General features: G+C 59.7%; 23 protein-coding genes. 15 read left to right on the forward strand and 8 right to left on the reverse strand.

Annotation, left to right across the window (positions count from 1 at the left end; genetic code table 11):
* Positions 1–217: 217 nt before the first annotated feature.
* The gene (locus KGB21_RS18485; RefSeq protein ID WP_034149776.1) at positions 218–1,711 is read right to left on the reverse strand and encodes a CoA-acylating methylmalonate-semialdehyde dehydrogenase; all 1,494 of its coding nucleotides are present in this window, start codon (positions 1,709–1,711) and stop codon (positions 218–220) included.
* 74 nt (positions 1,712–1,785) lie between these two features.
* Entirely contained in the window at positions 1,786–3,135 is a 1,350-nt protein-coding gene (locus tag KGB21_RS18490; RefSeq protein ID WP_034149775.1) for an aspartate aminotransferase family protein, read from the reverse strand.
* A 138-nt stretch (positions 3,136–3,273) separates the two neighbouring features.
* Between KGB21_RS18490 and KGB21_RS18495 the strand changes: the two genes are divergently transcribed.
* The 8 genes from KGB21_RS18495 (at position 3,274) to KGB21_RS18530 (ending at position 12,263) form a co-directional block, all read left to right on the forward strand.
* A complete protein-coding gene (locus tag KGB21_RS18495; protein WP_034149774.1) occupies positions 3,274–4,194 on the forward strand; it encodes a LysR family transcriptional regulator in 921 nt (306 codons plus the stop codon).
* Positions 4,195–4,362: 168 nt separating this feature from the next.
* A complete protein-coding gene (locus KGB21_RS18500) occupies positions 4,363–5,013 on the forward strand; it encodes a TetR/AcrR family transcriptional regulator (protein ID WP_034149773.1) in 651 nt (216 codons plus the stop codon).
* Positions 5,014–5,020: 7 nt separating this feature from the next.
* On the forward strand, positions 5,021–5,602 hold the full coding sequence (locus KGB21_RS18505) for an IMPACT family protein (RefSeq protein ID WP_223506213.1): 582 nt from the start codon (positions 5,021–5,023) through the stop codon (positions 5,600–5,602).
* A gap of 580 nt (positions 5,603–6,182) precedes the next feature.
* On the forward strand, positions 6,183–7,748 hold the full coding sequence (locus KGB21_RS18510; protein WP_223506215.1) for an ABC transporter ATP-binding protein: 1,566 nt from the start codon (positions 6,183–6,185) through the stop codon (positions 7,746–7,748).
* Positions 7,749–7,759: 11 nt separating this feature from the next.
* A complete protein-coding gene (locus KGB21_RS18515) occupies positions 7,760–8,866 on the forward strand; it encodes an ABC transporter permease (RefSeq protein WP_034149770.1) in 1,107 nt (368 codons plus the stop codon).
* Positions 8,866–9,792: an ABC transporter permease gene (locus KGB21_RS18520; RefSeq protein WP_223506217.1), complete on the forward strand. Its 927-nt coding sequence runs from the start codon at positions 8,866–8,868 to the stop codon at positions 9,790–9,792. The genes KGB21_RS18515 and KGB21_RS18520 overlap by 1 nt, the downstream gene beginning before the upstream one ends.
* Before the next feature lie 189 nt (positions 9,793–9,981).
* Positions 9,982–10,671, forward strand: a complete 690-nt coding sequence (locus tag KGB21_RS18525) for an SDR family oxidoreductase (RefSeq protein ID WP_223506219.1) — start codon at positions 9,982–9,984, stop codon at positions 10,669–10,671.
* Positions 10,672–10,904: 233 nt separating this feature from the next.
* Entirely contained in the window at positions 10,905–12,263 is a 1,359-nt protein-coding gene (locus KGB21_RS18530; protein WP_034149767.1) for an 8-oxoguanine deaminase, read from the forward strand.
* Positions 12,264–12,347: 84 nt separating this feature from the next.
* On the opposite strand, the gene KGB21_RS18535 is transcribed toward KGB21_RS18530, so the two are convergent.
* On the reverse strand, positions 12,348–13,439 hold the full coding sequence (locus KGB21_RS18535) for a calcium:proton antiporter (RefSeq protein WP_223506220.1): 1,092 nt from the start codon (positions 13,437–13,439) through the stop codon (positions 12,348–12,350).
* A gap of 63 nt (positions 13,440–13,502) precedes the next feature.
* The gene (locus KGB21_RS18540) at positions 13,503–13,721 is read right to left on the reverse strand and encodes a hypothetical protein (protein ID WP_155292767.1); all 219 of its coding nucleotides are present in this window, start codon (positions 13,719–13,721) and stop codon (positions 13,503–13,505) included.
* Here KGB21_RS18540 and KGB21_RS18545 point away from each other — a divergent pair.
* From KGB21_RS18545 to KGB21_RS18555, 3 genes are all read left to right on the forward strand, one after another.
* Positions 13,716–14,798 (forward strand): BMP family ABC transporter substrate-binding protein, encoded by a 1,083-nt coding sequence (locus KGB21_RS18545; protein WP_034149765.1) that lies wholly within the window; start codon positions 13,716–13,718, stop codon positions 14,796–14,798. The genes KGB21_RS18540 and KGB21_RS18545 overlap by 6 nt on opposite strands.
* A gap of 128 nt (positions 14,799–14,926) precedes the next feature.
* Positions 14,927–15,892 carry a 2-oxoglutarate and iron-dependent oxygenase domain-containing protein gene (locus KGB21_RS18550; RefSeq protein ID WP_223506222.1) on the forward strand — a complete coding sequence of 322 codons (966 nt, stop codon included), beginning with the start codon at positions 14,927–14,929 and terminating at the stop codon, positions 15,890–15,892.
* Positions 15,893–15,974: 82 nt separating this feature from the next.
* Positions 15,975–16,928, forward strand: coding sequence for an adenosine deaminase (locus KGB21_RS18555; RefSeq protein WP_034149763.1), 954 nt, complete (start codon positions 15,975–15,977; stop codon positions 16,926–16,928).
* A gap of 132 nt (positions 16,929–17,060) precedes the next feature.
* On the opposite strand, the gene KGB21_RS18560 is transcribed toward KGB21_RS18555, so the two are convergent.
* Both KGB21_RS18560 and KGB21_RS18565 read right to left on the reverse strand, forming a co-directional pair.
* On the reverse strand, positions 17,061–17,795 hold the full coding sequence (locus tag KGB21_RS18560; RefSeq protein ID WP_034149762.1) for an ArsR/SmtB family transcription factor: 735 nt from the start codon (positions 17,793–17,795) through the stop codon (positions 17,061–17,063).
* A 313-nt stretch (positions 17,796–18,108) separates the two neighbouring features.
* A complete protein-coding gene (locus tag KGB21_RS18565) occupies positions 18,109–19,038 on the reverse strand; it encodes a LysR family transcriptional regulator (protein ID WP_034149761.1) in 930 nt (309 codons plus the stop codon).
* Positions 19,039–19,155: 117 nt separating this feature from the next.
* On the opposite strand from KGB21_RS18565, the gene KGB21_RS18570 reads away from it, so the two are divergent.
* From KGB21_RS18570 to KGB21_RS18580, 3 genes are all read left to right on the forward strand, one after another.
* A complete protein-coding gene (locus tag KGB21_RS18570; RefSeq protein WP_034149760.1) occupies positions 19,156–19,449 on the forward strand; it encodes a putative quinol monooxygenase in 294 nt (97 codons plus the stop codon).
* Between the two features lie 28 nt (positions 19,450–19,477).
* A complete protein-coding gene (locus KGB21_RS18575) occupies positions 19,478–20,491 on the forward strand; it encodes a zinc-binding alcohol dehydrogenase family protein (RefSeq protein WP_034149759.1) in 1,014 nt (337 codons plus the stop codon).
* A 228-nt stretch (positions 20,492–20,719) separates the two neighbouring features.
* A complete protein-coding gene (locus KGB21_RS18580) occupies positions 20,720–20,890 on the forward strand; it encodes a hypothetical protein (protein ID WP_172668693.1) in 171 nt (56 codons plus the stop codon).
* 8 nt (positions 20,891–20,898) lie between these two features.
* Here KGB21_RS18580 and KGB21_RS18585 read toward each other — a convergent pair whose 3' ends face one another.
* Positions 20,899–22,095, reverse strand: a complete 1,197-nt coding sequence (locus KGB21_RS18585; RefSeq protein ID WP_223506224.1) for a multidrug effflux MFS transporter — start codon at positions 22,093–22,095, stop codon at positions 20,899–20,901.
* A 93-nt stretch (positions 22,096–22,188) separates the two neighbouring features.
* Positions 22,189–22,386, reverse strand: a complete 198-nt coding sequence (locus KGB21_RS18590; RefSeq protein WP_223506226.1) for a heavy-metal-associated domain-containing protein — start codon at positions 22,384–22,386, stop codon at positions 22,189–22,191.
* A gap of 161 nt (positions 22,387–22,547) precedes the next feature.
* On the opposite strand from KGB21_RS18590, the gene KGB21_RS18595 reads away from it, so the two are divergent.
* Entirely contained in the window at positions 22,548–22,931 is a 384-nt protein-coding gene (locus KGB21_RS18595) for a hypothetical protein (RefSeq protein WP_034149756.1), read from the forward strand.
* Positions 22,932–23,057 lie beyond the last annotated feature (126 nt).

Below are 23,057 nucleotides of genomic sequence, written 5' to 3' on the forward strand. Positions count from 1 at the left end.
TTTTGGCTTCGATGACCTGAAGCAACCTGCTGCCGAAAACTGCGTAACTCGTTGTTTACCAAGGAGTTTTCCGTTTCGACTGCGCCGGAAGTGGGGCGAATTATAGACACCTGAGATCTGCCGTCAACACCTATTTTCATAAATCTGTCATATAAGTCAAAAAGCCTCAAAAACAAAAAAGGCCGACCCCATGGGTCGGCCTTCTACGCCCTTCTACTTACAAGCTAGGGAACGCGAACTGCGAAGCCTCATGGCTCGCACGCTGCGGCCAGCGCTGGGTGATGGCCTTGCGACGGGTGTAGAAACGCACACCATCCGGACCGTATGCATGCAGGTCGCCAAACAGCGAGCGCTTCCAGCCACCAAAGCTGTGGTAAGCCACCGGCACCGGCAGCGGTACGTTCACACCGACCATGCCCACTTCGATCTCGTCGCAGAACAACCGAGCCGCTTCACCGTCACGGGTGAAGATGCAGGTGCCATTGCCGTATTCATGATCGTTGATCAACTGCATGGCTTCTTCCAGGCTGTTGACCCGAACAACGCACAACACCGGCCCGAAGATCTCTTCTTTATAGATGCGCATCTCCGGCGTGACGTTATCGAACAGGCAGCCACCCAGGAAGAAGCCTTCTTCATGACCGGCCACGGTCAGACCACGACCATCCACCACCAACTTGGCGCCAGCTGCTACGCCGTCTTCTACATAACCGCTGACCTTGTCACGGGCCTGACCGGTAACCAGAGGGCCCATGTCCAGACCACAATTAGTACCGGCACCAATTTTCAGCGCCTTGATTTGCGGAACCAGTTTGGCCACCAGCGCATCGGCAACCTGATCACCTACGCATACAGCCACCGAGATCGCCATGCAACGCTCGCCGCAAGAACCGTAAGCCGCGCCCATCAGTGCGCTGACGGCGTTGTCCAGGTCCGCGTCCGGCATCAACACCGCATGGTTCTTCGCACCGCCCAGGGCTTGAACGCGTTTGCCGCGCTTGGTGCCTTCGGAGTAGATGTACTCGGCAATCGGCGTCGAACCGACGAAGCTCAGCGCTTTGACTTCCGGCGCTTCGATCAATGCATCCACCGCAGTCTTGTCGCCATGCACCACGCTCAACACGCCTTTCGGCAAGCCTGCTTCCAGCAACAACTGGGCGATCAGCAGCGTCGAGCTCGGGTCACGCTCGGACGGCTTGAGGATGAAGCAGTTACCGCAGACGATTGCCAGCGGGTACATCCACAGCGGCACCATGGCCGGGAAGTTGAAAGGCGTGATGCCCGCCACCACACCCAGCGGCTGGAAGTCAGACCAGGCATCGATGTTCGGGCCGACGTTACGGCTGTACTCGCCTTTGAGGATTTCCGGTGCAGCACAGGCGAACTCGACGTTCTCGATGCCGCGCTTCAGTTCACCAGCCGCATCTTCCAGCGTCTTGCCGTGCTCTTCGCTGATCAATTGCGAAATGCGCGCTTCGTTCTGCTCCAGAAGTTGCTTGAAGCGGAACATCACTTGGGCACGCTTGGCCGGCGGCGTGTTGCGCCAGGCCGGGAATGCAGCCTTGGCCGCGTCGATGGCGCTCTGGATGGTTTCGCGGGTCGCCAGCGGCAACTTGTGAATAGCCTGACCCGTGGATGGGTTGAACACATCAACCGTGCGACCGTTCTCGGTCACCAGTTCGCCATTGATCAAATGCGGAATAACGCTCATGGAAGCTCCTGAAAAGTTGTCCACAGGCGCCCGTTTCCGAGCGCCCGTTGTTTATAGGTATATAGAAGGAGAAATCAGTCGATTTTGCTCAGCACTTCGCCGACCGCATCGAACAGGCGATCCAGGTCTTGCGGTTTGCTGTTGAAGGTTGGGCCGAACTGCAGGGTGTCGCCGCCGAAGCGTACGTAGAACCCGGCTTTCCACAGCGCCATGCCGGCTTCGAACGGACGCACGATAGCGTCGCCGTCACGCGGGGCGATCTGGATCGCACCGGCCAGGCCAAAGTTACGGATGTCGATGATGTTCTTGGTGCCCTTCAGGCCATGCAGTGCATTTTCGAAATGCGGCGCGACTTCGGCCACGCTCTGCACCAGGTTTTCCTTTTGCAGCAGGTCGAGGGCTGCCAGGCCCGCGGCGCAAGCCACCGGGTGCGCGGAATAGGTGTAGCCGTGCGGGAATTCGACTGCGTACTCAGGCGTCGCCTGGTTCATGAAGGTTTGGTAGATCTCGGAGCTGGCAATCACCGCGCCCATCGGGATCGCGCCGTTGGTGACTTGCTTGGCGATGCACATCAGGTCCGGGGTGACGCCAAAGGTGTCGGCACCGAACATGTTGCCGGTACGGCCAAAACCGGTGATCACTTCGTCGAACACCAGCAGGATGTTGTGCTGATCGCAGATCTCGCGCAGACGTTTCAGGTAGCCCTGTGGCGGAACCAGTACGCCAGCGGAACCGGCCAGAGGCTCGACGAATACTGCCGCGATGTTCGACGCGTCGTGTAGTTCGATCAGCTTCAGCAGTTCGTCAGCCAGGGCGATACCGCCCTGCTCCGGCATGCCACGGGAAAACGCATTGCTCGCCAGCAGCGTGTGCGGCAGATGATCGACGTCCATCATCGCCTGGCCGAACAGTTTGCGGTTGCCGTTCACGCCGCCCAGGCTGGTGCCGGCGATGTTCACGCCGTGATAGCCACGGGCACGGCCAATCATCTTGGTCTTGGTCGACTGGCCTTTCAGGCGCCAGTAAGCACGCACCATCTTCACGGCGGTGTCGGCACACTCGGAGCCCGAGTCGGTAAAGAACACGTGGTTCAGGTTACCCGGGGTCAGGTCGGTGATTTTTTCTGCCAGTTGGAACGACAGAGGATGGCCGTACTGGAAGCCTGGCGAGTAATCGAGGGTGCCCAGTTGCTTGGCAACCGCTTCCTGAATTTCCTTGCGGGTGTGCCCCGCGCCGCAGGTCCACAGACCGGACAGCGAGTCATAAACCTTGCGGCCCTTGTCGTCGATCAGCCAGCTGCCTTCGGCGCCAACGATCAGCCGTGGATCGCGCTGGAAGTTGCGGTTGGCGGTGTAAGGCATCCAGTGAGCATCGAGCTTGAGCTGGCTGGCCAGGGAAGTCGGTGCGTTTTCGGGCAAGTTCATGAGCGAAACCTCGCAAGGGCGATAAGCGGCGTAGGGATAAAATCCGTTCTTGCAGCTAAATTGCCACGGGGATAAAGTCGGTGAAATGCAACTCTTCTAACCTTCAGTCAGCCAATCACTAAACTATCGAGTAAGAGCATGAGCATTCGCCGCCCAGACCCATTGGCGCAAGTCAGCGACTTTGATATCCGCCTGCTGCGGATTTTCCGCAGCGTGGTCGAATGTGGCGGCTTCTCCGCAGCCGAAAGCGTGCTCGGCATTGGCCGTTCGGCCATCAGCCAACAGATGAGTGATCTGGAACAGCGCCTCGGTTTGCGTCTATGCCAACGCGGTCGCGCCGGGTTTTCCCTGACCGAGGAAGGTCGCGAGGTCTATCAATCGGCGTTGCAGCTATTAAGTGCCCTGGAAAGTTTTCGCACCGAGGTCAACGGCCTGCACCAACACTTGCGCGGCGAGTTGACCATCGGCCTGACCGACAACCTGGTCACCCTGCCCCACATGCGCATCACCCATGCCCTCGCGCAATTGAAGGAGCGCGGCCCGGACGTGCAGATTCAGATCCGCATGATCGCGCCCAATGAAGTGGAACAAGGCGTACTCGACGGTCGCCTGCATGTCGGCGTGGTGCCGCAGGCCAGCGCGCTGTCGGGGCTGGAGTATCAACCGCTGTACAGCGAACGCTCGTTGCTGTACTGCGCGGTGGGTCATCCGCTGTTTTACGTCGATGACAAGCAACTGGACGACGGGCGCCTGAATAGCCAGGACGCCATCGCCCCGACGTTTCGTTTGCCGGCGGAAATCCAGGCGCATTATCAGGCACTCAATTGCACTGCCAGTGCGTCGGACCGCGAAGGCATGGCGTTTCTGATCTTGACCGGGCGCTATATCGGTTACTTGCCGGACCATTACGCCAGCCTCTGGGTGCAGCAAGGTCGACTGCGGGCGCTGAAACCCAAGGCGCGTTTCTATGACTTGAGTCTGGCTTCGGTCACGCGCAAGGGTCGCCGTCCTCATCTGGTGCTGGAAAGCTTCCTCGAAAGCCTGGCTGCCACACGCTGAACAACCGCCCCCCTGTAGGAGCTGCCGAAGGCTGCGATCTTTTGATCTTGCTTTCAAAAATCAAAGTCAAAAGATCGCAGCCTTCGGCAGCTCCTACAGGGTTGTGGTGTATTGGGTTTTAAGCTATCAACGCACTGGATGCGCCCACTTATTTGTCCGGAAGTGCCTATGACCTTTGAAGTCCCAGCTCACGGCGGAAAACCCGCCAGCCGCATTCGTCAGAAGAACGAAGAGACCATCATCAAAGCCGCCGAAGACGAGTTCGCCCGTCACGGGTTCAAAGGCACCAGCATGAACACCATCGCCCTGAATGCAGGCTTGCCAAAAGCCAACCTTCATTACTACTTCACCAACAAACTCGGTTTGTATGTGGCGGTGCTGAGCAACATCATCGAGTTGTGGGACAGCACCTTCAACACCCTGACTGCCGAGGACGACCCGGCCGAAGCGCTGACTCGCTACATCCGCGCCAAGATGGAATTTTCCCGCCGCCAGCCGCAAGCCTCGCGCATATTCGCCATGGAAGTCATCAGCGGCGGCGAATGCCTGACCGAGTATTTCAATCAGGACTACCGCACCTGGTTCCAGGGTCGGGCGGCGGTGTTTCAAGCGTGGATCGACGCCGGTAAAATGGACCCGGTCGATCCGGTTAACCTGATCTTCCTGTTGTGGGGCAGCACCCAGCACTATGCCGATTTCGCCACGCAGATCTGCAGAGTCAGCGGTCGTACCAAGTTGACCAAGCAAGATATGGAAGACGCCGGCAACAACCTGATCCGCATCATTCTCAAAGGCTGCGGCCTGACGCCAACCATTTAAGACGCCTATGCCTTTTACCCTCAGCGACTTTTGCGAATACCGCGAAGAGATTCGCAAAAGCCGCTTCATCACCTTCGCCGTGCCGATCACCAGCCCTGCCGAAGCCCAGGCGTTCATCGAGCAGCACAGCGACCTCAATGCCACGCACAACTGCTGGGCATGGAAGCTTGGCGATCAATATCGCAGCACCGATGATGGCGAACCGGGCGGCACTGCGGGCCGACCGATTCTGGCGGCGATCGACGCGCAGGATTGCGATCAGGTCGCGGTGTTGGTGATCCGTTGGTATGGCGGTATTCAGCTCGGTACCGGCGGACTTGCCCGGGCGTATGGCGGTGGTGCAAACAAGTGTCTGCAAGCGGCGCCGAAGATCGAGTTGATCAGTCGGGTGCCGCTGCGGTGTGCCTGTGCGTTTGGGGAGTTGAATCTGGTGAAGCTGCGGGTGGCGGAGCTTGGAGGATTGATTGTGCAAGAGGATTTCACGGCTAATGGCGTGGAGTTGCAGTTGGCTGTCGGTGCGGGGCAGATTGATACGTTGCAATCGCAGCTTGCGGATTTGAGTCGCGGGCGGATTTTGTTGCAGCGTTAGAAGAGCAAAAGATCGCAGCCTTCGGCAGCTCCTACAGGGATCGCGCGGGGTGCGATCTTTTGGGGCGCGACCGTTTTTCACTTATTCCACACTTGCCCACATCAGCTGTGCACCCAACTGTGGATAACCTGAGCACATACCGCTGTAACCCTTCTGTCATGCGGCTTTGCGGGCTTTGCTCAATTTTTATCCAATTCGCCATCAAAACAGCTAAATCCACGTAAAAACAAATAGTTAGAGTGGTTTATCACCTTTAGAAGATAACCGCTGCTCGCTTATGCCCGACATTTGAGCTTGCACACAAATACTGTGGAGCAATCTGTGGATAACCCGTTCATGGCTGTCGCGGCACCATGCCGGATATGGTTTGCGTTCAACTGCTCATTTTTTGATCAAACGCTGACGCTTGAAACTGGAGCTTGGCCAACGATCCTGCCCCCAAGTGGTGCCGCCTTCGATACCGCTCCAGGCCAAGGGCCGCACTTAAGGCCTTGGCCTGTCTGACTTTTCAGTTTTCCTGACCTGATGGCCAGGAAATTGCTTTATCCACAGGCATAAATCCAAATCCCTTGAGCCTGTCATGCCCGATTCCGCGCCGATCCCCGATCAAACCCCGCGCCTGCAGCTGCGCAAAATCCGCAAACGTTATCCAGGCTGCCTGGCCAACGATGACATCGACCTGAGCATCGCCCACGGTGAAATCCACGCGCTGCTCGGCGAAAACGGTGCGGGCAAAAGTACGTTGATGAAGATCATCTACGGCGTCGTGCAGGCCGATGCCGGAGAACTGATCTGGCAGGGACAACGGGTGACCATGCGTAACCCGGCCCAGGCTCGCAGCCTGGGGATTGGCATGGTGTTCCAGCATTTCTCATTGTTCGAAACCCTGACCGTGGCGCAGAACATTGCACTGGCCATGGGCGCAGCGGCCGGCACACCGAAACAACTGGAACCGAAAATTCGTGAAGTGTCCCAACGTTATGGCATGGCGCTGGAGCCGGAGCGACTTGTCCACAGCCTGTCGATCGGCGAGCGGCAACGGGTCGAAATCATTCGCTGCCTGATGCAGGATATTCGCCTGCTGATCCTCGACGAACCGACCTCGGTGCTGACCCCGCAGGAGGCCGACGACTTGTTCGTCACCCTGCGCCGACTCGCCGCCGAGGGTTGCAGCATTCTGTTCATCAGCCACAAGCTCGGCGAGGTCCGCGCCCTGTGCCACAGCGCGACGGTGCTGCGTGGCGGCCGTGTGGCCGGGCATTGCGTGCCGGCCGAATGTTCGGATCAGCAACTGGCGCGGCTGATGGTTGGCGAAGCCGCGGAGCTGATCACTGACTATCCGAAGGTGCGCGGCGGTGAGACCTTTTTGCAGGTGAAAAACCTGTCCTGGCATAACCCGGACCCGTTCGGCTGTTCGCTCAAAGACATCGACCTTGAAGTGCGCAGCGGCGAAATCGTCGGCATCGCCGGCGTGGCCGGCAACGGTCAGGACGAATTGCTGGCCTTGCTCAGCGGCGAACAACGGCTAACCCGCGACGACGGTTCCACGATCAGTTTTGCCGTCGAACCGGTCGCGCATTTGCGCCCGGACGCCCGACGCCAACGCGGACTGGCATTCGTCCCCGCCGAACGCTTGGGCCACGGCGCGGTGCCGGAGCTGAGCCTGGCGGACAACGCCCTGCTCACGGCATTTCAGCAAGGACTGGTAAGTAACGGATTGGTGCAGCGCAGCAAAGTCGAAGCCTTGGCCGAAGAGATCATCCGCCGCTTCGGGGTGAAGACACCGGACAGCCAGGCGCCGGCCCGCAGCCTGTCCGGCGGCAACTTGCAGAAATTCATCCTCGGCCGGGAAATCCTTCAACAACCCAAACTGCTGGTGGCTGCGCACCCGACCTGGGGCGTGGACGTCGGCGCCGCCGCGACCATTCACCGGGCATTGATTGCCTTGCGCGATGCCGGTGCGGCGATCCTGGTGATCTCCGAAGACCTCGACGAATTGTTCCAGATCAGCGACCGCCTCGGCGCGCTGTGCGGCGGTCGGCTATCACCGCTGCGGGCCACCGCCGACACCCGTTTGATCGATGTCGGCGGCTGGATGGCCGGCCGCTTCGACGCCTCTCAATCATCCGCATCCGCAACGCTTTAACGGAGTGTCACATGCTGCTTTCTCTTGAACCGCGCGGCCAGCAATCGCGCCTGATGCTGTGGTGCTCGCCGTTGCTGGCGGCGGTCCTGACGCTGGGTTGCGGCTCGCTGCTGTTTATCGCACTGGGGCATGACCCGCTGCTGACCTTGCATACATTGCTGATCGCGCCGGTCAGCGATTGGTATGGCGTCTCTGAATTGTTGGTAAAAGCCTTGCCGATCCTGCTCTGCGCTTTGGGCCTGGCGGTGGCTTATCAGGCACGGATCTGGAACATCGGCGCCGAAGGTCAACTGCTACTCGGCGCGTTGGCCGGCAGTGCGTTGGCGGTGAACATCATCGACATGCAAAGCCGTTGGGCACTGGTGCTGATCCTGCTCACCGGCACCCTCGCCGGCGCCGCATGGGCGGGGCTGACGGCGTGGTTGCGCACGCGCTTCAACGCCAACGAAATCCTCACCAGCATCATGCTCAATTACATCGCCCTGAACCTGCTGCTGTACTGCGTCCACGGCCCGCTGAAAGACCCGGAAGGATTCAACTTCCCACAATCGGCGATGTTCGGCGACGCCAGCCGATTGCCGCTGCTGATGGAAGACGGACGCGTGCATGCAGGGGTGTATTTCGCTCTGCTCGCGCTGGTGGCGGTGTGGGTGTTGTTGCAGAAAAGTTTTGTCGGCTTCCAGATCAAAGTGCTTGGGCTGGACAAGCGCGCCGCCGGTTTCGTCGGTTTTCGCGAGAAGCGTCTGATCTGGCTGGCGCTGTTGATCAGCGGCGGTTTGGCAGGACTGGCCGGTGTCTGTGAAGTCACCGGGCCGATCGGCCAATTGGTGCCGCAAGTCTCGCCGGGATACGGTTACGCGGCGATCACCGTGGCGTTTCTGGGCCGGTTGAATCCCATCGGCATTCTGTTTTCCAGCCTGCTGATGGCGCTGCTGTACATCGGCGGCGAGAGCGCGCAGATGAGCATGAATTTGCCGCAGGCGATCACGCAACTGTTCCAGGGGATGATGCTGTTTTTCCTGCTGGCCAGTGATGTGTTGATTCTCTATCGCCCCCGTTTGAACCTGCGCTGGGCCCGCCGCGCACCCGCCACCGCTGTACATGCAGGAGCGCTGTGATGGATATCGATCTGCTGAGTAATATTTTCTTCGCCATGGTGCGTTGCGGTACGCCGTTGTTGCTGGTGGCGCTGGGTGAGCTGATCTGCGAGAAAAGCGGTGTGCTCAATCTCGGTCAGGAAGGGATGATGCTGTTTGGTGCGGTGATCGGTTTCATCGTCGCGTTCAAAAGCGGCAATCTGTGGCTGGGTGTGTTGCTGGCGATGCTCGCCGGGATGCTGTTGTCGTCGCTGTTTGCCGTGGTGGCGCTGGTGTTCAACGCCAACCAAGTGGCCACCGGATTGGCGCTGACGATTTTTGGTGTGGGCCTGTCGACCTTTGTCGGTGCAGCGTGGGTGGGTAAACCGTTGACGGGTTTCGAGCCGCTGGCGATCCCGTATTTGAGTGAGATTCCGCTGATCGGGCGAATGCTGTTTGCCCAGGACCTGCTGGTGTACTTGTCGTTCGCGCTGTTTGCACTGGTGGCTTGGGTGATTTTGAAAAGCCGCGTCGGTTTGATCATTCAGGCGGTCGGGGAAAATCCGGATGCGGCGAGCGCCATGGGCTTGCCGGTGTTGGGCGTGCGGGCATTGGCGGTGTTGTTTGGCGGGGCGATGGCCGGGTTGGCGGGCGCTTATCTGTCCCTGGCGTACACACCGATGTGGGCGGAAAACATGAGCGCCGGTCGTGGCTGGATCGCCCTGGCGCTGGTGGTGTTCGCCAGTTGGCGGGTGTGGCGTTTGCTGCTCGGGGCGTACCTGTTCGGGCTCGCCAGCATCCTGCATCTGGTGGCTCAGGGTTTGGGGTTGGCGATTCCGTCGAGTTTGCTGGCGATGCTGCCGTACGTGGCGACGATTGTGGTGTTGGTGCTGTTGTCCCGGGATGCGGTGCGCACGCGGTTGTATGCGCCGGTGTCGTTGGGACAGCCGTGGCAGGCTGGGCATTAAAGGTTGACTGGGCGGGCCTCATCGCGGGCAAGCCCGCTCCCACAAGGTTTGCGCAGATCCTGTGGGAGCCTGGCTTGCCAGCGATGGGGCCAAAACAGACAACAACGGACTCGACGCCTGACATCAGGCGTTGCAGCATAGGCCGCATCAACGTTGTCCACTGAACCTCTTTTACCAAGGAAGCCACTCATGTCTACGGCAAAAACCGCACTCATCATCGGCGCCTCCCGGGGGCTGGGCCTCGGTCTGGTGAAAACCCTGCTGGCCGATGGCTGGCAAGTCACCGCCACCGTGCGCAACCCGCAGAACGCCGAGGCCTTGCAGGCACTGGGCAAGGTGCGGATCGAGAAACTCGACATGGACGATCAGCAAGCGGTGATCGCGCTGAGCCAGCAACTCAAGGGCGAAATGTTTGACCTGCTGTTCGTCAATGCCGGGGTCAAAGGGCCTGACGTTCAGACACCCAATGGCGGCGCGACGCTGGCCGAGGTCGGTCAGTTGTTCTTCACCAACGCCGTGGCACCGATCAACCTGGCCCAGCGTTTTATCGGGCAGATCCGGCCGGACACCGGCGTGTTGGCCTTCATGAGTTCGGTGCTGGGCAGCGTGACCATGCCCGATGCGCCGGAACTGGCGCTGTACAAGGCCAGCAAGGCTGCGCTGAACTCCATGACCAACAGCTTCGTCAGCCAATTGGGCGAGCAGACACTCACCGTGCTGTCGCTGCATCCAGGCTGGGTGAAAACCGACATGGGCGGTGAAGGCGCCGATATCGATGTGCAAACCAGCACGCGCGGGTTGGTTGATCAGGTGAATGCGTATGTCGGCAAGGGTGGGCATCATTTTGTGAATTACAGGGGTGAAACCATTCCCTGGTAAGCCCTGTAGGAGCCGGCTGGCTGGCGATCCGAGCGCGGCGGTGTGTCAGGCATGCCCTCAATCGCCGGCAAGCCAGTTCCTCCAGGTTATGTGTTGTCTGGTCGTGCCGGGCTTGCCCACATCGCACTTTTGATCGACACTTCGCACCTCGCCTCCCCGGCGACCCTGGATCAGCAGACAGGGCATCACTGAGCTGGCAACCCTGAACCCCACTTTCAGAGGAGCCGGCCAACATGCCTGCGACCCGTACCTGGTTAAAAAATCCCCTCGCCATTTTCACGGCCAACGACCTCGATGCCCGTGGCGGCCTGGTGCTGCAAGACGGTGTGATCGTCGAAGTGCTCGGCCTTGGTCAACAGCCTTCTGCACCGTGCAATGAAGTGTTCGATGCCCGCGAGCACGTGATCCTGCCGGGCCTGATCAACACCCATCACCACTTCTATCAAACCCTGACCCGCGCCTGGGCGCCGGTGGTCAACCAGCCGTTGTTCCCGTGGCTGAAAACCCTGTACCCGGTCTGGGCCCGACTCACCCCGGAAAAACTCGCCCTTGCTACAAAAGTCGCGTTGGCCGAGTTGCTGTTGTCCGGCTGCACCACTGCCGCTGACCACCATTACTTGTTCCCGGAAGGCCTGGAAAATGCCATCGATGTGCAAGTCGAAAGCGTTCGCGAACTGGGAATGCGCGCCATGCTCACTCGCGGTTCCATGAGCCTCGGCGAAAAGGACGGTGGACTGCCGCCACAGCAGACCGTGCAGGAAGGCCAAGTAATTCTCGACGACAGCCAACGCCTGATCGCCGAGTACCACGAACGCGGTGCCGGCGCGCAAATCCAGATCGCCCTGGCGCCCTGCTCACCCTTCTCGGTGACCCCGGAAATCATGTCCGCCAGCGCCGAACTGGCGAACAAACTCGACGTGCGCCTGCACACTCACCTGGCCGAAACCCTCGACGAAGAAGACTTCTGCCTGCAGCGCTTTGGCCTGCGCACCGTGGATTATCTGGACAGCGTCGGTTGGCTCGGCCCGCGTACCTGGCTGGCCCACGGCATCCACTTCAACCCGGATGAAATCGTCCGCCTCGGCGCGGCCGGCACCGGTATTTGCCATTGCCCGAGTTCGAACATGCGCCTGGCCTCCGGCATCTGCCCGACCATCGAGTTGACCGATGCCGGCGCGTTGCTCGGCCTTGGCGTGGACGGCTCGGCGTCCAATGATGCCTCGAACATGATGCTGGAAACCCGTCAGGCGCTGTACATCCAGCGTCTGCGTTACGGCGCCGAGAAGATCACTCCGGAGCGCGTGCTGGGTTGGGCGACCAAAGGCTCGGCGAGTTTGCTGGGCCGCAGCGACATCGGTGAGATTGCTGTGGGCAAGCAGGCCGACCTGGCGCTGTTCAAACTCGATGAGCTGCGCTTCTCCGGCAGCCACGATCCGGTATCGGCGCTGCTGCTGTGCGGCGCGGATCGGGCGGATCGAGTGATGGTCGGCGGCAAGTGGCGGGTGATTGATGGACAGGTTGAAGGGCTGGATCTGAAGGGGTTGATTGCGGATCACAGTCAGGCCGCTCGGCAGTTGATCGCGGGCGTCTGACCGGACGTCATCGCCAGCAAGCCGGCTCCTGCAGGTTTGCGGTCCTCGCATAATCCGTAGGAGCCGGCTTGCTGGCGATGCTTTTTACAGGCCCAACAACGACAACATGATAAACGTCGCAAACAACACAAAATGGGTCATGCCTTCGATGGCGTTGGTTTCGCCATCGTTGAGGTTGATCGCGCTGACGATCAGGGTGATGAAGATCATCACGGTTTGCACCGGAGTCATGGCCATCTGGAACGGCTGGCCTGTGTAGAGCGCCATCGCTTCCATCACCGGCACCGTCAGGATCACCGTCGACAGCGACGCGCCCAAGGCGATGTTGACCACCGACTGCATGCGGTTGGCCAACGCCGCGCGCAATGCGGTCAAAATCTCCGGCGCCGCGGAAATCGCCGCTACCAGGATCGCCGTGATCACCGGCGGTGCGCCCGTTCCTTCCAGGCCCAGATCGAGGGTCTTGGACATCACTTCGGCCAGTGCGCCGATCACCACCACCCCGAACACCAACAGGCCGATGGACAGCGTCAGGTTGACGGGTTCTGGCTCCTGCTCGAGCGGTTCTTTCTTGCGGCGTTTGTCTGGATAGCTATAGCTGAAAAAGTAGCTGTGCGGCCCGACCTGCATGCGCAAGAACAAGGCGTAGAGCACGACCATCGCACCGATGGTGAACGCGGAATAGAGCTTCCAGTTGGCTTCGGGTATGAACTCCGGCACCACCATTGACACGCCCATGGCGGTGAGGATCATCACGCTGTAGCTGCGCGCCGAGTCATCGTTGTAGGACTGTTCGCCGTGCTTGAGCCCGCCCATCAATGCCGCCAAACCTAGGATGCCGTTGATGTCGAGCATGACAGCGGAATAGATCGTGTCCCGCACCAACGTCGCCGAGGCTTCGTTGCTCATCATGATCGCCAGGATCACCACCTCCACCAGCACCGCCGCCAGGGTCAGGATCATCGTGCCGTAGGGATCGCCGACTTTTTCCGCGAGCAATTCAGCCTGATGGGCGACACGCATTGAGGCGGCTACGATGAACGCGATCAGCACCAGCCCGGCGGTCAGCGCGACGATCTGGCCGCTGTGCAGCAACCAGTGCTCCAGCGGGAAGGCAACGATGGCGGCGAACAGGGCCAGCAGCAGAAAGGTTTCTTGCTTGAGGACGGTGAGCATGTCGGGCCTTTTACCGTGGGGGAGCGGATGAGGTACTGACTGCTAGGCGGCGCTAACGTTTCGTTACACCTTAGCGCACCAGCGGGTGGCGTGAGTTTGGTCAGTTGCACTGTGGTGGTTCTTGCCGAAAAGATCGCGGCCTTCGGCAGCTCCTACAGGAGTACGCGAAAAACCTGTTGGCGCTGTTGAAGGCTGCGATCTTTTGATTTTGTTGTCTTGTTGGTCAGCAATTTGCATTGCCCCTGCCAACCACACAACAAAATGGAGTTCGAATTCATGCACAAACGTCCTTTGAAGAAGCTGATTTGCGCTGTTGCGGCGGCCATCGGTCTGAGCGCCAGCCTGAGCGCCAGCGCCGCCGACCCGCTGAAAGTCGGCTTCGTCTATATCGGTCCGATCGGTGACCATGGCTGGACGTATCAGCATGAACAGGGACGCAAGGTGCTGGCGGAGAAATTCGGCTCGCAGATCACCACCAACTACGTGGAGAACGTCGCCGAGGGCGCCGACGCCGAGCGGGTGATCCGCAACATGGCCAAGGACAAATACGACCTGATCTTCACCACCTCTTTCGGCTACATGAACCCGACGCTGAAAGTCGCCAAGCAATTTCCCAACGTGATCTTCGAACACGCCACCGGCTACAAGCAGGACAAGAACCTCGGCACCTATTTGGCGCGTACTTACGAGGGCCGCTACGTCGGCGGCTTCCTCGCAGCGAAGATGACCAAGACCAAGAAGATCGGTTACGTGGCATCGTTCCCGATTCCGGAAGTGATCCGCGACATCAACGCCATTCAACTGGCCCTGAACAAGTACAACCCTGGTACGGAAATCAAAGTGGTGTGGGTCAATTCCTGGTTCGATCCGGGCAAGGAAGCCGATGCCGCGAACGCGCTGATCGACCAGGGCGTGGACGTGGTGTTCCAGCACACCGACAGCCCGGCGCCAATCCAGGCCGCCGAGCGTCGTGGTGTGTATGCCGTGGGCTACGCTTCGGACATGGCGCACTTCGGTCCGAAAGCGGTGCTGACCTCCATCGTCAACGACTGGGGTCCGCACTATGTTCAGGCGACCCAAGCCGTGATTGATCACACCTGGAAATCCCAGGACTATTGGGGCGGATTGAAGGAAGGCACGGTTGAACTGCCAATCAGCGACCTGGTGCCGGCACCGGTGAAAGCCGAGGCTGAGCAGATCATCGCCGACATCAAGAGCGGTGCGCTGCATCCGTTCACCGGGCCGATCAAGGATCAGGCCGGAGTCGAGAAAATCCCGGCCGGGGTGAGTGCGACGAATGCGCAATTGGCGTCGATGAATTACTACGTGGAAGGCATGAAGGCCGATATTCCGAAGTAAAACACCGCCCCCTGTAGGAGCTGCCGCAGGCTGCGATCTTTTGATCTTGATCTTCTAAAAACAAAGAGCAAAAGATCGCAGCCTGCGGCAGCTCCTACAGGGACTCTCAGCGTTTTCAAGGATTGTGTATGAACAGCCTTCCGATAATCGACATCTCCCCGCTCTACAGCGACGACCAAAACGCCTGGCCCGCCGTGGCAATGCAAATCGACCACGCCTGCCGCGAATGGGGCTTTTTCTACATCACGGGGCACCCGATTTCCGCCGCGCGTATCGACGCCGTGCTCGACAGTGCCAGACGCTTCTTCGCCCAGCCTGCCGCCGAGAAGCTGAAGATCGACATCACCCAGACCCGCCACCATCGCGGTTACGGGGCGATTGCCACCGAGCAACTCGACCCGAGCAAACCCAGTGACTTGAAAGAAACCTTCGACATGGGCCTGCACCTGCCGGCCGACCATCCCGAAGTGCTGGCGGAAAAACCCTTGCGTGGCCCTAACCGTCATCCGTCGATGCCAGGCTGGGAAACGCTGATGGAGCAGCATTACGTCGACATGCAGGCACTCGCACAAACGCTGTTGCGGGCGATGACTCTCGCACTGGGCATCGAGCGCGACTTTTTCGACTCACGCTTCAATGAGCCGGTCAGTGTGTTGCGCATGATTCATTACCCGCCGCGTCACACCGCCAGTTCCGCAGAGCAACAAGGTGCCGGTGCCCACACCGATTACGGCTGCATCACCCTGCTCTATCAGGATGCTGCCGGCGGTCTGCAAGTGCGCAACGTCAAAGGTGAATGGATCGATGCGCCGCCCATTGAGGGCACATTCGTGGTCAACCTCGGCGACATGATGGCGCGCTGGAGCAACGACCGTTATTTGTCTACTCCGCACCGTGTGATCAGTCCGCTGAGCGTGGATCGTTACTCGATGCCATTTTTTGCCGAACCGCACCCTGACACCCGCATCGAATGCCTGCCCGGCTGTCAGGATGAGTCGCGCCCGGCGAAATATCCGACCACCACCTGCGCTGAATTCCTGCTCTCACGCTTCGCCGACACCTACGCCTATCGTCGGGAGCAGGAAGCGGTGTGATGAACCTTCCGGTCAGGTTTTGCCAATTGTTTCTGCAAGCACCTGTAGAATGCCGGTCATCTGCACCTGATGAGAAAAGAATATGTACGATTGGCTGAACGCCCTGCCCAAGGCAGAACTGCACCTGCACCTGGAGGGCTCGCTTGAGCCTGAGCTACTGTTCGCCCTGGCCGAACGCAACAAGATCGCCCTGCCGTGGAGCGATGTCGAAACCCTGCGCAAGGCCTACGCCTTCAACAACCTGCAAGAGTTTCTCGACCTGTATTATCAGGGCGCCGACGTGTTGCGCACGTCCCAGGATTTTTACGACCTGACCTGGGCCTACCTGTTGCGCTGCAAGGCGCAGAATGTGATTCACACCGAACCGTTCTTCGATCCGCAGACCCACACCGACCGTGGTATCCCGTTTGAAGTGGTGCTCAACGGCATCGCCGCCGCGTTGAAGGACGGCGAGCAGCAGTTGGGCATCACCAGCGGTTTGATCCTGAGCTTCCTGCGTCACTTGAGCGAAGAACAAGCCGAGAAAACCCTCGACCAGGCGCTGCCGTTCCGTGATGCGTTCGTGGCCGTGGGCCTGGACAGTTCCGAGATGGGACACCCGCCGAGCAAGTTCCAGCGCGTATTCGATCGCGCCCGTGGCGAGGGTTTCCTGACCGTGGCCCACGCCGGTGAAGAAGGCCCGCCCGAGTACATCTGGGAAGCCCTCGACCTGCTGAAAATCCAGCGCATCGACCATGGCGTGCGCGCCATTGAAGACGAGCGTTTGATGCAGCGCATCATCGACGAGCAAATTCCGTTGACCGTGTGCCCGTTGTCGAACACCAAGCTCTGCGTGTTCGATCACATGTCCCAGCACAACATCCTCGACATGCTCGAGCGTGGCGTGAAAGTCACCGTGAACTCGGATGACCCGGCGTACTTCGGCGGCTACGTCACCGAGAACTTCCATGCCTTGTACACCGATCTGGGCATGACCCAGGATCAGGCCAAGCGTCTGGCGCAGAACAGCCTGGATGCGCGGTTGGTGAAACCGTAAGCATCCCGTATTCCCTGTAGGATCTGGCTTGCCAGCGATAGCGGACTCACATTCAACATCCGTGTTGAATGTGATGGCTTCATCGCTGGCAAGCCAGCTCCTACAGAGGTTTTTTGTTCAGACGCCTAAGCTTTAGAACGCCACCTCCAGCTCGGTCTGCTGGGCAAAACGATGGATTTCGCGCTGCCCCGCGGCCGTCAGTTGCAAGGCCCGCGATTCATTCGGCAGGCTCATCCAGCCGGACTGCATGAACAACTGCAACAACGCCGCGCCCAATGACCCGCCCATGTGCGGGCGTCTTTCGCTCCAGTCTGGACAAGCACATGCGACCCGGCCGTTGCGGTGAGCCAGTGCCTGAATGTATACACCACGCGCAGCCAGTTCTGTCGCGCCCTTGAGTGTGATCGTCACCCGCTGGTCGAACTGTTCGATCCAGCCCGCATCCAGTAAACGCTGGTACAAATCGGCCGCCAGGGTACCGCCCAGATGGTCGTCGCAAAGCCGTGCGCGCAGCAGTGATGAGCGAGTGGCCTGTGGTTTGGTGAGGGGTGAAGTACGTTTGAAAATGTCCGGGACTTCCCGGGGCGTGCTGGCCAGCGTGGCGCTGGCCAGTGCTTCGATTGCAGCCCCGACTTCCGGGGCCGCCAGGCGGAAAAATCGCTTGCGGCCGCGGGTTTCGACTTTCAACAAACCTCCGGCGGACAATCGCCCCAGATGTGCACTGGCCGAAGACGGTGACAGCCCGGCCAACAATCCCAGCTCTTCGGTCTGTCGCGCCGAGCCGTCCATCAAGGCCCACATCATTGCGCTGCGCTTTGGGTCAGCCAGCAACGTGGCGATCTGGCTGATGCAAGGTGCATGTTCCATGTATTCACTCCCTGTTGAATCGTTTCGTCTACTGCTCAGAGACATCTTGACCAGAAATTTGTCGTCGGCCAAGACGCGGACACCGCCATAAACCGGGCAACGCTATCGCTCACAGGCGCCATCGCATGACGGATGTTGCAGCGGTCAGGCCTAGGGCCATGGACAAGGGCTACACGTGCGTGGCCTCGCCATTGCAGGCGACGGTGCGTACATGAGGCGAGCGCTAGTATAGGCGGGTTGACCGCCGGTTCCTGCCGTCCGCAACGCGTTGGTGGTGATAGTTCCTGAGGGAAATTTCGCTTTTTTCCTGCGACTAATCATCAATACCCGCCAATCCCGGAAAATGACTGCTCAACCCGGCACATCGACTGGCAAGTTTTTCCCGCAAAAGGTTCACCGGCTTACTCAATTGTGCGCGATGGGCGCACAACAGATTCAGCGGTGCGCGCTCACAAAGCAGTTCCGGCATCAGCACTTTCAAGCGACCGGCGAGCACATCCGCAGCAACATCGAGCCAAGACTTGTAGGCGATCCCGGCACCCGCGATCGCCCACAGTCGGACGACATCGGCATCGTCACTGAAACGATCACCACTGACCGTCAGGCTCACTTCGCGTTTGCCGTCGTGAAAGCTCCAATGATCGTGAACCCGGCTGCCGAGCATGAACAGCAAGCAATTGTGCTGCGCCAATTGCTCCAGGTGCCGAGGCTCGCCGTGTCGGGCGAGGTAACTCGGTGCGGCACACAGCACGCGGCGATTCTGCGGGGCGATGGGCAGCGCCACCAGGCTCGAGTCTTCCGGTTCACCGTAGCGCAGGGCAATGTCCACCGGTTGCCGAAACAGATCGGCGATGCGGTCGCCCAATAGCAGGCGTACCGTGAGTTTCGGGTGCTCGCGCTGAAATTCGTCAAGCCAGGGCAACAGCAAGTTACGCCCGAAGTCCGACGGTGCCGACAACTGCAACACCCCGCTGACCTGATCCTGACCGCTGGCCAACAAGCGTCGGCCTTCATCGAGGTTGCTCAAGGCCGCCCGGGCATATTCGAGGAAGCCTTCACCTTCGGCAGTCAGGCGCAGGCTGCGGGTGGAACGGGCGAGCAATCGGGCGCCGAGTTGCTGCTCGATACGCTTCAACGCGGCGCTGGCCACTGCCGCCGACATGTCCATGCCGCGCGCGGCCGCCGAGAGACTGCCCAGGTCTGCCGCCCGAACAAACAACTGCAAGTCATCAAAACGCAGCATCTACAGCCTCGATTATCAAAAATTCATTGAAAGAGCCTGCTCTTTTAGCGGCTTTTATCTTCCGCAGAAATAGCCAATCATCTGGCCATCGAAATCATCCCGTTTCCGGAGTCGCCTATGTCCCAGCCATTCACCGCCATCGCCACCCTCATCGCCAAAGCCGGCCAGCAGGACGCCCTCGAACAACACCTGCGAGCACTGATCGAGCCGACCCGCGTCGAGGCCGGTTGCGGGCAGTACGACCTGCATCAGGACCTGGCCAATCCACTGGCGTTCTACATGATCGAACAGTGGAGCAGCGACGAAGCCCTGCAAGCCCACGATGCCAGCGCGCACGTTCAGAACTTCCGAGCCAAGGCTCCTGAGTTTCTTGAACACTTCGAACTCAAGCGCCTGCGCACTCTTGCCTGATTTCTTCCATTAATTCGCGGAGCCCTTCATGAAAGCTATTGCCTACTACGCCTCGCTGCCGATCAGCGACGAAAAATCCCTGCAAGACATCGAACTGCCAGAACCGGTCGCCGGGCCTCGTGACCTGTTGGTGGAGGTCAAAGCCATTTCGGTCAACCCGGTGGACACCAAGGTCCGCCAGAACGTCCAGCCCGAAGGTGGCGCAGCGAAAGTGCTGGGCTGGGATGTGGCGGGTGTGGTCAAAGCTGTGGGCAGTGAAGTGACCCTGTTCAAGGCCGGCGACAAGGTGTTCTATGCTGGCTCCATCGCCCGCGCCGGCGGCAATAGTGAACTGCACGTGGTGGATGAGCGGATCGTTGGCCACATGCCGAAAACGCTCGGTTTCGCCGAAGCCGCCGCCCTGCCCTTGACCGCCATCACGGCGTGGGAACTGCTCTTCGAACGCCTGCAAGTGCGCGAAGGCAAAACCGATGAAGGCCAGAGCCTGCTGATCGTCGGCGCGGCGGGTGGTGTGGGTTCGATCCTGACGCAACTGGCCAAACAACTGACCGGCCTGAACGTCATCGGCACTGCTTCACGCCCGCAAACCCAGAGCTGGGTGAAAGAACTCGGCGCCGATCAGGTGATCGATCACAGCCAACCGCTGAGCGAAGAGCTCAAGCGCGCCGGCCTCAATCACGTCACCCATGTCGCCAGCCTGACCCAGACCGATCATCACCTGGATCAACTGGTCGAGGCGTTGGCCCCCCAAGGCAAACTGGCCCTGATCGATGATCCGAAATCCCTCGACGTGACCAAACTCAAACGCAAGAGCCTGTCGCTGCACTGGGAGTTCATGTACACCCGCTCACTGTTCGAGACCCCGGACATGATCGAGCAGCACAAACTGCTTAACCGCGTGGCGCAACTGATCGATGCCGGGACGCTTAAGACCACCGTTGGCGAGCACTTTGGCACCATCAACGCGGCCAACCTGCGTCGCGCCCATGCACTGCTGGAAAGCGGAAAATCCAAGGGCAAGATCGTGCTGGAAGGTTTCTAGGATTTAAAGATCGCACGCAGCTGTAGGAGCTGCCGCAGGCTGCGATCTTTTGATTTTGATTTTTTAAGATCAAAAGATCGCAGCCTTCGGCAGCTCCTACAGAAGGCGCAATCCCATGACCGGTAAACCGTCAGTCCGAAGGTTGACCCTTGTCATAATTGCCATCCAATTCGGGTCTACAATCGAAACCTCTGCGGGACAATCTTTTACTTGAGGAGGTCGGCGGCAATGAAGATCCTGATAAAAGAATTGGCAAAATCCCAGTGGCAGGTCCGTCTGGACCAACACGCCGTTACCTTTCGCAGCGAAGCGGAAGCGCGCGCCTTCACCAATACCCTCGAAGCGCGATTGCACGCGCCCCATCAGTTTCCCGACCGCCAGCAGCGTGCCGCTGGCTGAGTCCGTCCTCAGACCTGGGCTTGCGCCAGTGCCCGGGCATTTTGCAAACGCCGGGTGAGCATCGCGGCGCACACCACCAGAATTCCACACAGGCTGATGACCATGGCCATCGGCATGGCGCTGCCGTCGTGCAAAACCCCCACCAGCGCGGCAGCACCGGCAGCGACACTGAATTGCAGGCAACCGAGCATCGCCGAAGCACTGCCGGCCCGCGCGCCCTGACCGTTCATCGCGCAGGCCGAAGCGTTGGGAAGGATGCAACCCAGGCTGGCGATGCAGACAAACAACGGGATCAACAACGGCCACAGTTGTTCGGTGCGCAACGCACTGACGGCGAGCAAGGCCAGGCCGGCGCCCAGGTAAATCCACACCGTGCGCGTCAGCAGGAAGGCCGGACCACGCTTGGCCAACAGTCGCGCGTTGACCTGGGCCACCAGAATGAACCCCGCCGCATTGACGCCGAAGAACCAGCCAAAATGCTCGGCCGGGATGCCATAAAGTTTGATGATGACGAATGGCGACCCGGCAATGTAGGAAAACATCCCGGCGATGGCGATACCGCCGGTCAGCGCGTGACCGAGGTACACCGGATCCTTCAATAGACGTCCGTACTGATGCAGCGCACCGGACAAGGGTTGGCGTGGCAAATGGGCCGGCATGCTTTCCGGCAAGCCGAGCGCCACGGCCAGACCTGCCAAGGCACTGAAACCGGTCAGCGCCAGGAAGATCGACTGCCAACCGGTGGTGTTCACCAGCAAGCCGCCGAGCATCGGCGCAAGAATCGGCGCCAGCCCCATGACCAGCATCAACTGTGAAAAGACTTTCGCCGAACCCACCGCATCGCATTTGTCGCTGACCACCGCCCGCGAGATCACCATCCCTGCGCAACCGCCCAGCGCCTGGATGAAACGTGCACCGATCAGCCAGTCGAGGTTCGGCGCGTAGGCGCACAACAACGAGGCAGCGGTGAATAACCCGACACCGATCAACAAGGGTATGCGTCGACCAAAACGGTCCGCCACCGGGCCGTAGGCCAGTTGTCCGATGGACAAGCCGAGAAAATACGCCGCGAGTGTCAGCTGAACGTGTTGTTCATCGGTACCAAAGGCCAGCGCCATCGCCGGGAACGCCGGTAAATAGAAGTCGATCGCCAGCGGACCGAACGCGCTCAAGGCGCCAAGAATCAGGATTGTGCGGAAGTTCATCAGGCATCCAGTGGGACAGAAGTCAGCAGCCCGACAGTCTAGCCGCGCCCGGACGCCTTGAACATTAAGATAGCTCGCTAACTATTAAAAAGATCAGGCCAGTTTGACGCCGTATCCTTCCTCGCTGATCGCCGCGATCACTTGATCAGCGGTCAACGCAGTCTCGACGCCGACTTCTTTCGAGGCCAGGTCGACGCGCACGCTGGCGGCCGGGTCTTTGGCCTGAACGGCTTGCGTGATGGCCCTGACGCAGTGGCCGCAGGACATGCCTTCAACATTGAACACTTGCATGGAATGACTCCTTTAATGAGGCTGTTTGATAAGGCTGCGTGCAGTGTCGAGCTTGCCACCATGGCAAGGTCAAGTTCTTAAGAGATCTGCCGGGCTGGCAATCGGCGCCGCGCTCGGCCAAGCTGCGTCCATCTATGACTCGATCTCAGGAGATTCAGCCCATGCGCTGGTCAGCTTTCAGCCTGTTTGGCTTCCTCAGCCTTTTCGCCGCCGCGCCATCGGTCAATGCCGCCGGGGAGGATTATGGCGTACTGGTCATTTCCCGCGAGCGGCTGGAAGTGTCGACCAGTTGCGAGATCGGCGTGTACATCCAGGATCAGCTGTCGGCGCGGTTGTTCCAGGAAGAAAGCACCTCTTTCAATCTGCCGCCGGGTATTGTATCGCTGCGACTGAAACTGTTGCCGGGCCAGGCTCCGGGGTGCAATCCGGGGATGCTGGCGCCGGGGTCGCAGAACATCACGCTTAAGGCCGGTGATGTGTTGAAGTTCCGGATTGCGATGACGCAGGAAGGAATGTATTTGAAGCCTGCGGCTTTGGGATATTGAGTCGCCTTTAAAAAGATCGCAGCCTTCGGCAGCTCCTACAAGGTCATGTGTCCCCCTGTAGGAGCTGCCGCAGGCTGCGATCTTTTGATCCAAGACATATCGCTTGACCTTGCCAGCATGGCAAGG

This window comes from Pseudomonas sp. GL-RE-29 (assembly GCF_019947275.1).
Lineage (GTDB): Bacteria > Pseudomonadota > Gammaproteobacteria > Pseudomonadales > Pseudomonadaceae > Aquipseudomonas > Aquipseudomonas fluorescens_A.

Coding starts and splice junctions, on each gene's coding strand:
- KGB21_RS18595 (WP_034149756.1), top strand. CDS start 22,548: ATGCGCTGGTCAGCTTTCAGCCTGTTTGGCTTCCTCAGCCTTTTCGCC.
- KGB21_RS18515 (WP_034149770.1), top strand. CDS start 7,760: ATGCTGCTTTCTCTTGAACCGCGCGGCCAGCAATCGCGCCTGATGCTG.
- KGB21_RS18560 (WP_034149762.1), bottom strand. CDS start 17,795: ATGGAACATGCACCTTGCATCAGCCAGATCGCCACGTTGCTGGCTGAC.
- KGB21_RS18590 (WP_223506226.1), bottom strand. CDS start 22,386: ATGCAAGTGTTCAATGTTGAAGGCATGTCCTGCGGCCACTGCGTCAGG.
- KGB21_RS18570 (WP_034149760.1), top strand. CDS start 19,156: ATGTCCCAGCCATTCACCGCCATCGCCACCCTCATCGCCAAAGCCGGC.
- KGB21_RS18495 (WP_034149774.1), top strand. CDS start 3,274: ATGAGCATTCGCCGCCCAGACCCATTGGCGCAAGTCAGCGACTTTGAT.
- KGB21_RS18525 (WP_223506219.1), top strand. CDS start 9,982: ATGTCTACGGCAAAAACCGCACTCATCATCGGCGCCTCCCGGGGGCTG.
- KGB21_RS18530 (WP_034149767.1), top strand. CDS start 10,905: ATGCCTGCGACCCGTACCTGGTTAAAAAATCCCCTCGCCATTTTCACG.
- KGB21_RS18500 (WP_034149773.1), top strand. CDS start 4,363: ATGACCTTTGAAGTCCCAGCTCACGGCGGAAAACCCGCCAGCCGCATT.
- KGB21_RS18520 (WP_223506217.1), top strand. CDS start 8,866: ATGGATATCGATCTGCTGAGTAATATTTTCTTCGCCATGGTGCGTTGC.
- KGB21_RS18535 (WP_223506220.1), bottom strand. CDS start 13,439: ATGCTCACCGTCCTCAAGCAAGAAACCTTTCTGCTGCTGGCCCTGTTC.
- KGB21_RS18505 (WP_223506213.1), top strand. CDS start 5,021: ATGCCTTTTACCCTCAGCGACTTTTGCGAATACCGCGAAGAGATTCGC.
- KGB21_RS18580 (WP_172668693.1), top strand. CDS start 20,720: ATGAAGATCCTGATAAAAGAATTGGCAAAATCCCAGTGGCAGGTCCGT.
- KGB21_RS18485 (WP_034149776.1), bottom strand. CDS start 1,711: ATGAGCGTTATTCCGCATTTGATCAATGGCGAACTGGTGACCGAGAAC.
- KGB21_RS18545 (WP_034149765.1), top strand. CDS start 13,716: ATGCACAAACGTCCTTTGAAGAAGCTGATTTGCGCTGTTGCGGCGGCC.
- KGB21_RS18565 (WP_034149761.1), bottom strand. CDS start 19,038: ATGCTGCGTTTTGATGACTTGCAGTTGTTTGTTCGGGCGGCAGACCTG.
- KGB21_RS18550 (WP_223506222.1), top strand. CDS start 14,927: ATGAACAGCCTTCCGATAATCGACATCTCCCCGCTCTACAGCGACGAC.
- KGB21_RS18510 (WP_223506215.1), top strand. CDS start 6,183: ATGCCCGATTCCGCGCCGATCCCCGATCAAACCCCGCGCCTGCAGCTG.
- KGB21_RS18585 (WP_223506224.1), bottom strand. CDS start 22,095: ATGAACTTCCGCACAATCCTGATTCTTGGCGCCTTGAGCGCGTTCGGT.
- KGB21_RS18490 (WP_034149775.1), bottom strand. CDS start 3,135: ATGAACTTGCCCGAAAACGCACCGACTTCCCTGGCCAGCCAGCTCAAG.
- KGB21_RS18555 (WP_034149763.1), top strand. CDS start 15,975: ATGTACGATTGGCTGAACGCCCTGCCCAAGGCAGAACTGCACCTGCAC.
- KGB21_RS18575 (WP_034149759.1), top strand. CDS start 19,478: ATGAAAGCTATTGCCTACTACGCCTCGCTGCCGATCAGCGACGAAAAA.